Annotated in this window: 10 protein-coding genes and 1 tRNA gene; 4 read left to right on the top strand and 7 right to left on the bottom strand. The window is 68.2% G+C overall.

Annotated features, from left to right (window positions below; translation table 11 throughout):
• Positions 1-6: 6 nt before the first annotated feature.
• The 3 genes from ACN27G_RS14960 to istA are packed head-to-tail and all read right to left on the bottom strand — an operon-like array spanning position 7 to position 2,443.
• Entirely contained in the window at positions 7-267 is a 261-nt protein-coding gene (locus tag ACN27G_RS14960; RefSeq protein ID WP_421493423.1) for a hypothetical protein, read from the bottom strand.
• The gene (istB, locus tag ACN27G_RS14955; RefSeq protein WP_013289162.1) at positions 267-1,028 is read right to left on the bottom strand and encodes an IS21-like element helper ATPase IstB; all 762 of its coding nucleotides are present in this window, start codon (positions 1,026-1,028) and stop codon (positions 267-269) included. Before istB ends, ACN27G_RS14960 begins: the two co-directional genes overlap by 1 nt.
• The gene (gene istA / locus ACN27G_RS14950; RefSeq protein WP_421493422.1) at positions 1,025-2,443 is read right to left on the bottom strand and encodes an IS21 family transposase; all 1,419 of its coding nucleotides are present in this window, start codon (positions 2,441-2,443) and stop codon (positions 1,025-1,027) included. Before istA ends, istB begins: the two co-directional genes overlap by 4 nt.
• A 270-nt stretch (positions 2,444-2,713) precedes the next feature.
• On the opposite strand from istA, the gene ACN27G_RS14945 reads away from it, so the two are divergent.
• Both ACN27G_RS14945 and ACN27G_RS14940 read left to right on the top strand, forming a co-directional pair.
• Positions 2,714-3,016 carry a hypothetical protein gene (locus tag ACN27G_RS14945; RefSeq protein WP_421493421.1) on the top strand — a complete coding sequence of 101 codons (303 nt, stop codon included), beginning with the start codon at positions 2,714-2,716 and terminating at the stop codon, positions 3,014-3,016.
• Positions 3,013-4,719, top strand: a complete 1,707-nt coding sequence (locus tag ACN27G_RS14940; RefSeq protein ID WP_421493420.1) for a carbamoyltransferase C-terminal domain-containing protein — start codon at positions 3,013-3,015, stop codon at positions 4,717-4,719. The genes ACN27G_RS14945 and ACN27G_RS14940 overlap by 4 nt, the downstream gene beginning before the upstream one ends.
• Positions 4,720-4,734: 15 nt before the next feature.
• On the opposite strand, the gene ACN27G_RS14935 is transcribed toward ACN27G_RS14940, so the two are convergent.
• Complete coding sequence (locus ACN27G_RS14935) at positions 4,735-5,343, bottom strand: pentapeptide repeat-containing protein (protein ID WP_421493419.1); 609 nt, start codon at positions 5,341-5,343, stop codon at positions 4,735-4,737.
• A gap of 2,078 nt (positions 5,344-7,421) precedes the next feature.
• Here ACN27G_RS14935 and ACN27G_RS14930 point away from each other — a divergent pair.
• Together ACN27G_RS14930 and ACN27G_RS14925 are read left to right on the top strand one after the other, a co-directional pair.
• A complete protein-coding gene (locus tag ACN27G_RS14930) occupies positions 7,422-8,861 on the top strand; it encodes a hypothetical protein (RefSeq protein ID WP_421493418.1) in 1,440 nt (479 codons plus the stop codon).
• Between the two features lie 8 nt (positions 8,862-8,869).
• Entirely contained in the window at positions 8,870-9,934 is a 1,065-nt protein-coding gene (locus tag ACN27G_RS14925; protein ID WP_421493417.1) for a tyrosine-type recombinase/integrase, read from the top strand.
• A 99-nt stretch (positions 9,935-10,033) separates the two neighbouring features.
• Here the strand turns inward: ACN27G_RS14925 and ACN27G_RS14920 are convergent, their stop codons facing one another.
• The 3 genes from ACN27G_RS14920 to ACN27G_RS14910 all read right to left on the bottom strand — a co-directional run bounded on the left by ACN27G_RS14920 (position 10,034) and on the right by ACN27G_RS14910 (position 11,732).
• On the bottom strand, positions 10,034-11,062 hold the full coding sequence (locus tag ACN27G_RS14920) for a site-specific integrase (RefSeq protein ID WP_421493416.1): 1,029 nt from the start codon (positions 11,060-11,062) through the stop codon (positions 10,034-10,036).
• Complete coding sequence (locus ACN27G_RS14915; RefSeq protein ID WP_278062168.1) at positions 11,059-11,385, bottom strand: AbrB/MazE/SpoVT family DNA-binding domain-containing protein; 327 nt, start codon at positions 11,383-11,385, stop codon at positions 11,059-11,061. Before ACN27G_RS14915 ends, ACN27G_RS14920 begins: the two co-directional genes overlap by 4 nt.
• Before the next feature lie 263 nt (positions 11,386-11,648).
• A tRNA-Leu gene (locus tag ACN27G_RS14910) sits at positions 11,649-11,732 on the bottom strand.
• Positions 11,733-11,761 lie beyond the last annotated feature (29 nt).

Here is an 11,761-nt window from a genome sequence, read left to right as displayed (position 1 = left end):
CAGAGGTCAGGTGTCGTGGTGGGCGCCTTGTTCGTCACGGTGGGTTGCGTCTTGCAGGTGTAGGCGGGTGAGGCCGAGCATGTCGATCAGCCATCCGGGTCCGCCGGTGATGCCGCGGGCGCGTAGGAGGATGTCGACCTCGTGGTGGGTTGCCGGGCCGGTGTGGGTGAGGAAGTCCTCGCAGATCTGGAGCAGGAGTTGCAGCAGGTTGCGGTGGTGGGTGTCGTTGGTGGTCGCGGGGTCGTCCGGGTTGGTCGGGGTGGGCATCAGGCGACGTTCTCGATGGCGGTGAGGCGGTTCTTGAGTCGGTAGCTGGGGCCGTTGATGGGGACGACGTCGCAGTGGTGCAGGAGCCGGTCGAGGATGGCGGTGGCCAGGACCTCGTCGCCGAAGACTTGGCCCCATTCGCCGAAGCCTTTGTTCGAGGTGAGCAGGGTGGAGCCCTTCTCGTAGCGTTTCGAGATCACTTGGAAGACGAGGTTGGCCTCGGGTCGTTCGAGGGGTTGGTAGCCTACTTCGTCGATGACCAGGACGGTGGGGCGTAGGTAGGTCTGCAGCTTGCGGGCCAGTCGGCCGATCGCGTCGGCGGCGGTGAGGTGGCGGACCATGTCGTCGAGGGTGGTGAAGTAGACGGTGAACCCGGCTCGGCAGGCGGCGACCGCGAGGGACACCGCGATGTGGGTCTTGCCGACACCGGGTGGGCCGAGGAGAGCGACGTTGGCTTTGGCCTGCACGAACGCGAGGGTGGCGAGGTCACGGACTTTGCGGGGGTCCAGATCGGGTTGGAAGCTGAAGTCGTAGTCGTCGAGGGTCTTGTGGTGCGGCAGCTTCGACAGGCGCAGCCCGGCGCGGAAGCGGCGTTCGTCGCGGACGGCGAGTTCCTCTTCCAGGACGAGGTCGAGGAACTCCAGGTAGCCCATGGCCTCGGTGTCGGCCCGGCCGGTGAGTTCCCGCAGCGTCTTGGCCAGGTGAGGCAGGCCGAGTTTGGTGGCGCTGGCGTGGATGCGGTTGGTGACCAGCTCACTCACTTCGAGACGTCCTTCAGGTGTGGGCGGTTGGTGAACGGGCTGGCGGCAGCGATCTGTTCATAGACCGACAGCGGGCGGGCCTCGACGGCGACCTGGGCGGCGGCGGCCCGGTTGAGCAGGGCTTGCAGCGGCCCCTGGCCGCTTGCATGGCGGGCCGGTCGGCGTGTGGTTGGCTGCCCACCGTCGGGGTCGCCGGCGGTGACGGCACGGGTGTGTCCGTCGGGCAGACCGTCCCAGTGGGCTTCGTCGACGACGCGGGCGCCGCGGCCCACGGCCCGCTGGTGTGTGGCCAGCAACGTGGCGCCGTCCAGACCGGGCACGGTGGCGTGGATGGTGATGGTGGCGGCGGTCGCCCGGATCTCCACGAGCTGGCGGTGGCGGACCCGGCGGGCCGGCACGGAGTAGAGGTTGCCGGCGTAGGCGACCAGGCAGTCCTTGCCGACGTGCCGCAGATGCCGGTCGGCGACCACATACGCCCTGGCCGGGATCGGTCGCAGCGCGGCGTGGTCACGGACCGCCCGCACGCCGATGATCTCGCCGTGGGTGCGATGCCGCACGGCCCGCCGCTGCGGAACCCAGGCCACGAACGTGGCGTCGAGCTCGGCCAGCGACGCAAACGCCCGCCCGGCCAGGACATGATCACGGACGATGGTGACCTGCCGTTCGACCCGCCCTTTGCCAGTCGGCCGGTAGGCGGCCAGCACATCGATGTCGAAGTCGTAGTGCCCGGCGAACGCGACCGCCTCCGGGTGCAGCGGAACCGCCTGGCCCGGGGCGACGTGCCGGCGGACCACGGTCTTGGTCCGGTCGTAGACGATCGTCCCGGGAACGCCGCCGAAGTGCGCGAACGCCCGCCGGTGACACTCCCAGAACGCGGCCAGGTCCTGGCTGGTGGTGAAGCAGCAGAACGGATCCCGCGAGTACGACAGCACCATGTGAAACGAGTACACCTTCGCGATCCCGACGTGAGCCAGGATGCCGCCCTCGTCACCCCAGTCCACCTGCGCCTGCGCACCCGGAACGACCTCGAACCGGCGGTGCAGCCCGGCCAGCTGATCCGGGCTGATCCCCAGCTCCGCGGCGATCCGCGGCCGGGCCTGCTGCAGATACAACTTCACCCGCTGGTAGTTGCCGGTGAACCCGTACTGCTCAACAAGGCGTTCGTGGATCACCGTGCCCTTGAGCAGCAACTCCGCCCGCAGCCACGCATCGACCACATGCGCGAACACGTCGATCAGCTGCCCACGAGCCGGCCGCGCCGCAACCGGCGGCACCACCTCACCGCCACCAGCAGCCAGGTACTTCTTCACCGTCCGCCAGTTCAGGCCCGTCTCACGAGCAATCTCCGAGACGCTCGCACCAGCCTCGTGCAACGCCCGGAACCGGCGCACATCCAGCCACCGCTGCTCATCCATCGCCCCCACCGCCAGCCGCCCCACGCCTGCCCGATCACGACCCGAGCAGCCTCACCCTCAGTCACCCGCTGACGACGGACAAACAGTGCGCACCTCTGCAAGATCAGCTGTACCTAGCTCTGCACTCCAAGCCGTACCCCGACAGCGGACGTTGCTGGCATCACCACCGTCGCCAGCTACATCCTCTGGCACCCCTGGCAGACCATCGAAGGACTACGACTGGAACTCGCCGCCATCGAACGCTTCGGCCGCCACCGGATACCGCAATTCATGGCCCGCAGCCGGCTCCTGGTCATCCCCGGTACTGTCGCCGAACGGCACATCCGTGGCGCGGGCCTGCTTGACGCCGCCCCGTTCCGTCGTGCCTTCCGCTTCGCCAGACCGGACGTCGCCGACCTCTACGACGCGCTCGCCGCCTGGTTCGTCCAGAACGTGACACCCGTCCTGCCACGGCTATCGGAGAGCCGCGATGACGATCTGAGGGTCCTCGCCGAGCTGAAAATCGCGGAGTGGCGATGGCTGACCGCCGCCCTCGGCATCCCCACCACGACCGCCACCGGAGCCGCCCGATGACGAACCTCGTTCTCGGCCTTTACGCCGGCGCGAACTCGGCCGCGGCCATCGGCAGCGCGGGACGGCTGCTGTACTGCGTCCAAGAAGAGCGTCTGACCGGCATCAAGGGCTACATGGGCTTCCCGACCCAGGCCGTCACCGCCTGCCTCGACCGGCTCGGTGCCAAGCCCGAAGACATCACCCACGTCGCCTACGGATCCCGATCAGGCTCCACCGAGCACTGCCCCCGCGAGGAGTTCCTTCGCCGACTCGCGGCCTTCCACGTCCGCCCTGACCGCGCAGAGCAGGAGATGGCGCTGCTCGCCGACGAATCCCCGGCCGTGCAGAACCGGATCCGAGCACACCTGGCCGACGTGGGAATCACCGCGCCCGTCACCTTCACCGACCACCACCTCACCCACGCCGCCACCGCCTACTACGGCCTTCGCGCCAACCCCCGTAGCCGGTACCTGGTACTGACCTGCGACGGGTTCGGAGACGGTGCCTGCGCCACCGTCTCCCTCTGGCAGAACGGCCAACACCGCGAGATCGCCCGCACCGACCTACGAAACTCCGTCGGCCTGCTCTACTTCTGGACCACCCACGCGTACGGCTTCACCCCGCACGAGGATGAATACAAGCTCATGGGGATGGCGCCCTACGCCAACCCCGAACGGGCCGCTGCGGTCGCCGCCATCTACGCCCGCTACCTCACCCTCGACGCCAGCGGCCTCCGGTTCGTCCGCAACACGGGCGTCAGTCTGGAACAGTCCTGGCCGGCCATCCGTCGCCAGCTCCACCGGCACCGGTTCGACGATGTCTTCGCCGGCCTCCAACGCTTCACCGAAGACCTGATGTGCGCCTGGACCGCCGCCGCCATCACGCACACCAGCATTTCCGACGTCCTCGCCAGCGGTGGCGTCTTCATGAACGTCAAGGCCAACGGGCGCATCGCCGCCCTACCGGAGGTCCGCACGTTCGCCGCGTTCCCGTCCTGCGGAGACGAAAGCCTGCCCATCGGCGCCTTCTACCTCACTAGCAGGAACGTCGGCGGTCACGACGTAGTTGAGCCGCTGGGCGATTGCTACCTCGGCGACGATGTCACCGACGCACAAGCCACTGCGGCCCTCAGCGGCATCAAGTGGAATGTTCGACGACCGTCCGACATCGATGGGACCGTCGCCGACCTCCTCGCCAGCGGAGAGATCGTCGGCCGGTGCGCAGGACCCATGGAGTTCGGCGCCCGCGCCCTCGGCAACCGGTCCATCCTCGCCGACCCTGGCAACGCGGACCTACCCCGTGTACTCAACCGCCTCGTCAAGCAACGCGACTTCTGGATGCCGTTCGCTCCCGCGATCCTCGCCAGCCGCCAGCACGACTACCTCGACAACCCCAAACGGATCGACAGCCCGTACATGATGATGGCCTTTCCCGCCCAGCCGGCAGCGGTGCCGGAGATGATCGCCGCCCTGCACCCTGCCGACCTCACCTGCCGGCCGCAGATCGTCCCCGACGACGCCGACACCGGCCTCGCCCGCATCCTCACCGCCTACCAACGCCGCACTGGTCGCGCAGCTCTGCTCAACACCTCGTTGAACCTGCACGGGCACCCGATCGTCCGTACCGCAGGCGAGGCGCTCGCCGTTCTGGACCGTTCCGAGCTGCGACACATGCAGGTCGGCCCCTACCTCGTCAGCAAAGACGCCCCCGACGTGCGTCCGTAGGATGCGTGACCGTCGCTACTCGCCGCCGACATCCTCGATATGAATATCCAGCGCTGCCGCCAGGGTGTACGACAAGGCAATGAGATCCTGATGGGCGATGACGGCCCCGCTCATGCTCGTCACGCCGCCGATCCCAGCCAGGTTGCAGTTGGCGAACCGCGTACCCGCCATGGTTGCCTGCGAGAACTGGGCCGCTGTCAGGTCGCAGTTCGTGAACCGTACCCCGCTCAGATCCGCGTTCTGAAAATCCGCCTGGGTCAGGTTGCAGTCCTCGAACAAGACGCTGGCGAAGTCCGTGAACCGCCACGAGGACAGGTCGAGCCTGCACGCCGTGATCGTCACGTCCCGCACAGCCCCGTTGATCCAGTGCAGCCCCGTCATCCGGCTGGCAGACAACCGCGCTCGGAGCATGGACGACTTCTCCGCCCGCAGGTTCGCCAGGTTCGTACGCTCGAACAGGCAATCGGTGAAGGTCCCACCGTCGAGATGGCCACCGCTCAGGTCCGAGCCCCTGAAGCGACACTGTGCGAACTCGACGCCATCTGCGGACTGCGCCGACATGTCCAGATCAAAGAAGCCGAGTCGTCGGAACGTCGCCTCGTCGTCGAGAGCATGGTCCTCCATGGTTGCGAGGTCCAGCGACGACGGCGGCCTAGGCTTCGCTGGCGCCCGCCAACGAGCGACACCACCACGACGGGACGACCGCACAGTCATCCCCGCACGCTAACCGAGGTGATCGTCCAACGCGCCGGTCCACACGCCGGACCCATTCCTACAAATGCGCCCGCCCAGCGCCAGTGAGCGACGGCGGCCTCGGCTGTCCGACCTGGGCGACCGCGCGTCGGCGCCTCGGCTCGCAAGGATGCCCGGTGATGGCCAGCACGCCGATAGCCGCGGCCAAGAGACGACGGCCATCGGGCGTTGAGGCAGTGGCCGGTGCGAGATGTCGATGCAGGTGTGAGTGGGCGCACGGCGAGGGGTGGTCGTAGAGAGCACGACCCCTCACGTTCGTCCGGGGCACCGCAAAGATCACCAACCTCCGTTCCCCCTCCGCGAGTTCCCCTCAGGGAACTGTCGGGATTTGCTGTTCGCGGAGAGGACGGCTCCTACCTGGGCTGTTGGGTGAGGGTGGTCGGCCTGGCCCCGGCAGTACGGCGCCCGGGCACTGGCCGGGTCGGTGGCCGATGCGAGGACCACATCCTGGCCGGGGCGGCAGAGCGGGACCGGACCGGTGTCGCCTGGGATTCCACTTTGGTGACCGGATGGTGGCTGAGCGTACGCTGATGCGGTTCCTCGGCGGCTTCCCCTGGGCCGCTGAGGAACCTCGCTGCCTACCGCCGACGGTGTATGAGTACTGCCTACAGCGGTCTGGAGAATGAGCGGCCTCATATCCGGGCGTTGCCGAATGCGTCTGTTGGATTACGCGGGGGTCTTGTTGGGTTGCTGTTGGGTCGACCGAGTCGGGATCGTCGCCGCGGAGGGGTTGTCGGCTCCGCGGGCGAGCTGGGGTTCGCCGATCGATTTCTGGCGGTGCCTGCCACCGCACGGGCGACTGCCCGCCGAACCGCACTGGCCCAGCGACGTGCTGGCGAACGCGGTGACCTGTGGCGGGGTGGTCACGTCAGGGCTGACGGACACGGTGGCCGACAGCAGTTCCACAGGCGTTCAGTACGCCGGACTCCGTTTCGGCGAACCACTGGAGGATGGAGCCGATCAGCTGCTTGACGAACCAGTCGTCCATGTCAGCCCCCGATCCAGCCCTGCACGATCGCGTGCAGAACCGGCGCGAGGACCGCTAGCACGTAACCGAGGAGGGCGTTCTTAGGGCGGAGTTGACTTCTCGATCTCGATCGGGTCGCCGCCAGTGGCCAAACGGCGCAGACCACCGTTGCGGCGGAACATGGCGGGCGCCTCCCCGCCCCGCGTGCGGGGCTCGGAATGGGGTTGAGGTGGCGCACCAGGGATCGGGGCAGGGCCGTGGGAGCGTCGCTCCTTCCAGCCATCGATGATTGGGGGCGAACACGGCCACTCAGGCCGGCCGCGCCCCGATCCCCCGGGGCGCCGACACCGGCCGTTTCTCGCTCCGGTGTCTTGCCCACGAACGTCCGCTGTTGGGTGGCCAACACAACGTCCGGCGTGGACCCGCGACCCAACAGCGACCCAACAGCGCATCGCTGTTGGGTCGCTGTTGGGTCGCATCCGCAGCAGCGACTTGCTGTTGGGTCGGGGGCCACTCGTTGTTGGGTCGCCGCGACCAGATGTTGAGTCGCGCCGTCGGCAGGAGCGACGGGCTCGCGCGGCCATACGCTGTTGGACCGCAGTCATCCCTGTTGGGTCGCGGCGATGCGTTACCGAGTCAACGCCTGCCGCCTCGACCAGTTAACCCCGGCTCCGGCGTGGCTGCCCCCTGAGATTGCTGTCTGGTCGACCGCCACACGATGCCTGCTGTTGGGTAGCCAAAGCAGGAGCGGCTTTCGCTGTTGGCTAACAGCGAATGCTTGCCAACAGTCAGGGCTGTTGGGTCGACGCCGACGACCTGTTGGGCGTCGCGGCGCGACCTGTTGGGCGGGTGCCGCCCCGACAAGCCCCGACCTGTTGGGATTCTGTTGGGTAAGCGACGACATGAGCGGATGGTCTGTGCCGGTCTGGCAGGGCCATTTGTAGGTGCGAACACGGCCAGTCAGCGCGGGGGCCACCCGCACATGATTGCAAAGCCTCACTCCACGCCCAGCGGCGTAGTCCGTCCCAACCTGTCCGACCAGGAGGCACGAGAACACGTCACCGTTCTCGGAGGTGGCGATGTCCCGATCGCCGTCTGGCGGCTCGACAACCGTGACGACACGGCACCCGCCACTGCCGGCAGCCGACTCGCGTCGCGCATGGCGCAGCGACTCATCCTCGTGTACACCGGACGCGGCGACGCGGTCGTCGACTTCGACAGCGACCCGTACCTGGAACACGCCACCGCGCGCACGTACCGCTCGTACCTGGCCATCGCCGATCCCAGCACGGTCGCCGACCTCGACACGATCACCGACCCGGTCAGCCTCGTCGTCCTGCGATGGCCACCGTCGCACCCCACCCGCACGCCCGCCAGCGTCACTGATCTGTTTGCCGCCTGCCGGCTCATCATGACCGCCGACACCATCCTCGCCGTCAGTCCTGCGGCACCGGGTCAGCCCGGCACGACGTATGCCGAGTACCTCGCCGAACTCCTGCCGGCTGCCCGCGCCGCGGGCCTGACCTACGTCTCGCAGATCGTCGCGGTCACCGCACCCGTTGACGGCGAACAGTTCCTCTACTACGCCACCCGTCTGAGGTCGAGGCGGCGCGGCAGGACTGGCTCACCGGCGACAACGGTCCGAGCTCCAGCGTCGACCTTCTGGTCTACACCAGCAGGAGTCGTGACGACTGACTGCGACACGCTACACGCCGCGCTCGGTGCCGCAGGCCCCGAATGTCGCCGCCGGTTGACAAGCGAAACGATCTGCCACATCGACCCGCTCCCCGAGCCGCGGGAGATCACCATGACTGACCGAGGCTCACAACAGGTCGGGAGCGGCGCGTCACGACGCGCCATACCCTGCGGTAGCCACAGCAGCCACCCAACACAGGTCGCGGGCTTCGGCCCTACCACTCCGGCGAGAGACCGGACCACCGCTTGGTGCGATGCCGGGGACACATCGCTTGAAGGCACCAGGCCGACCTCCCTGCGACGCACGGGCACGGGCCCGGAGCCGCGGCCCATGGTGGGACTGCCGATCCCCGAGCCACCCGGCGCTGCGGACGGCGCTGGGATCCGCTGCGTGGTCACGCCCGTCGACCGCGATGGGCGGCTGGCCGATCGGTCAGCGCTGAGGTTTATGGGTTGGGCTGCCGGGCACCCGATCGAGTTGGCGATTGAGCCTGGACCGAGCGGCCCGATCGTGGTGGCCCGCACCGGTCGTACAGTCCGCATCAACCCGCGTGGCCATCTACGGCTTCCCCTGACGGTACGGCGCGCGTGTCGCATCGCCGCCAAAGATCGAGTGCTCCTCGCCGCGAACCCGCGACGAAACGAGCTGCTGGTAGTTCCGATGGCCACCCTGCACGACATGGTCGTCCGCTACCGCCAGCCAGACGACAGCCAGGCCGGCCGATGATCGGGCCAATGGAACAGCGCGCCGCGCTGGAGACGCTACGCAGCCTGCTGAAGCAGCTTGGTATCACCCCTGAACAGCTGCTCGCCGAAACGACGGCAGCCCCCGTGGAGGTGCCGACGTTCGACGAGTACATCTTTCAGGTCGCCGAGGCCGTCTCACCAGGTACCCGCCGCGTTTACAACTCGTACTGGCAACGGATCCGTCAGCATTGGGGCACCCGGAGAATCACCGAGCCGACGCCGCTGGAGATCAAGCGGCTGGCCGAGGAGATCCGCAGCGCAGTGGTCGTGCGCCGCAACGCCCGCGGCGGCCGCACCGCCGCCGAACACCTGATAGCCGCCATCCGCTGCATCTACCGGCACGCGGTCATGGATGGTCTGATCCGAGAGGTTGACAACCCCGCAGCCAGGGTCGCCAAGCCCCGCCGGCTGGCCAGCACCCGCCGCGCCATCCCAGAGGCGCAACTGGCCGCGATCACCCACATCGCGGCAACCACCGGCAACGACCCACACCTGGACGGCCTGCTGATCCGGCTGCACCTGGAGACCGCCTGCCGCCGAGGTGGGGCGCTGACGCTGCGTCCACGAGATTTAGATCCGGACCAATGCCTGATCTATCTACGGGAGAAGGGCGGCACGTCCCGCTGGCAGCCGGTCTCTCCGACCCTGATGCGGCACCTGTTGGCACACCACGCCGAGCGGGGCGACGGCGACCGCAACGGCAGCCTGCTGCGCTACCGCGATGGTCGGCCGCTGACCTACCGTCGCTACGACCATCTATGGCACCGCGTCGGCACCCACCTGCCCTGGGTAGCGGCGCAGCAGGTCAGCACCCACTGGCTGCGTCACACCACCCTGACCTGGGTCGAACGCACCTGTAGCTACGCGGTGGCCCGCGCCTACGCCGGACACAGCGGCAGAAACGACATCGGCACGACCATGACCTACGTGCGCGCCGAAATCCAGGAGGTCGCCACCGCTCTGGCCCGGCTCACCGGCGAGCCGCACCCCTTGGCCAGATCCGAGAACAGCGCACACGATCATCCAACCACGGACAATTCCGCTTCCGTCTGAACCTCACCACGCTGGCCCGCTCCTGAACACGACGGCGCCGGTTCCCTTAGATGAAATCGGTGGCCCCCCTCGTGAGACCGAGGGAGGCCACCAAACGATCTAGACTTCCGGGGCGAGCGGATGGTCCTCGCCGGTCAACGCAGCCAACGCGGCCGCGACCTCCTGCAGCGTCGCCCGCACATAAGTGGCCGTCGCTCCACTCCCGCCGCCGTCGGTGTGGCCAGCGTAGGCGCGGGCCACAGCATGACCATGGGTGCGCTCCACCCAGGTCAGCGTGGTGTGCCGCAGCCAGTGCGTACTGATCTGCTGGGTGTGCACCCACCGCAGGTGCTGCCCGATTCGCGCCCATAGATGGTCATAGCGACGGTAGGTCAACGGGCGACCGTCTCGGTAGCGCAGCAGGCTACCGTCCCGGTCGCCGTCACCCCGTTCCGCATGGTGCGCCACCAGGTGCCGCATCAGGGTCGGGGAGACCGGCTGCCACCGGGACGTGCCGCCCTTCTCCCGCAGAAAGATCAGACACTCGTCGGTGTCCAGATCCCGTGGCCGCAGCGCCAGCGCCCCGGCGCGGCGGCAGGCGGTCTCGGTGTGCAGCCGGATCAGCAAACTGTCCAGGCCCGGGTCATCGCCGGTGCTGACCGCCACCTCGTTGATCTCCGATAGGCGGGCGTCGCCGATCGCCCGCCGCGTGCTGGGCAGGCGGCGCGGCTTGTTCACCTTCAACGCCGGGTTGTCGGCCGCGTCCAGATACCCGTCCGCCACCGCCCGCCGGTACAGGCAGCGCAACGCGGCCACCACGTGCTCGGCCGCGGACCGGCCGCCCCGGTTGTTGCGTCGCGCCACCACGTTGGCCTGCACCTGGGCGCGTAATTGCTCGATCTCGGAAGGGAGAGGTTCGTCGATGCGGCGGTCACCCCATGCCTGCACCACCTTCTTCCAGTAGGTGCCGTACGCCCGGCGGGTGCCGGGCGACACCGCGGCGGCGACGACCGGCACGTACTCGGCGAACGTCGGAGCCGGCGGACGGGCCGGCCGTACCTCCAGCAGATCGGCGGGGGAGATGCCCATCCGCTCAAGCAGCAGCCGGGCGGCCTCCAACTCGGGCCGGCCGGCGATGCTCTGACTCACGCCCCCTCACCCCCTGCCACGGCTTCGTGTGCGCCCGCCAGCAGCCGGTCAAGCGTCGCCAGGGGATGCGCCGCCAACACACTGTTGATGGGGTCGGCGGCAAGCAGAACCCGGTCCCTGGCCGTGAGCCGGCACCACCGACGCACCGCCAACGGCAGGACCAGGTAGCCGCGAATGTCGATGCGGTGGACGCCGTCGAGGGCCGCGCGGACCATGATGATCCCGGCCCGCTCGCGAATGTCCAGGCGAGTTCCCGGCGCCCAACCAAGTACCTGGACGATGCTGCGATCACCGATCCGACCGCGCTTGTCGACCGCGCTCAAGGCGTAGACGGTGTCGGTCGCTCGTGCGAACTGGGCATCCGAGGCTGGCACGGGAAGTGGCTGTCGAGTGCGGCCCGGTGTCTCCGGGTCGGCAGTAGCACCTCGGGGAATCGACTTGGGAACCACCGGCGGCACGGACGTGGTCATCGCGACCACCTTCGCCCCTGCACGGCGGTTACCGACAGTGATGAAATACAGTGAACTGGGTGTTCAAGGGGACTTGAACACCCACACAGGGATTGCGCACCGATGCGTAAAATCTGTGTCCGAGGGGGGACTTGAACCCCCACGCCCTATACGGGCACTAGCACCTCAAGCTAGCGCGTCTGCCATTCCGCCACCCGGACCTGCATGCCGCCGCCACCGAGCGCCAAGA

This window comes from Plantactinospora sp. WMMB334, assembly GCF_049179095.1.
Lineage (GTDB): Bacteria > Actinomycetota > Actinomycetes > Mycobacteriales > Micromonosporaceae > Plantactinospora.
This window is presented reverse-complemented; position numbering and strand designations above follow the sequence as displayed.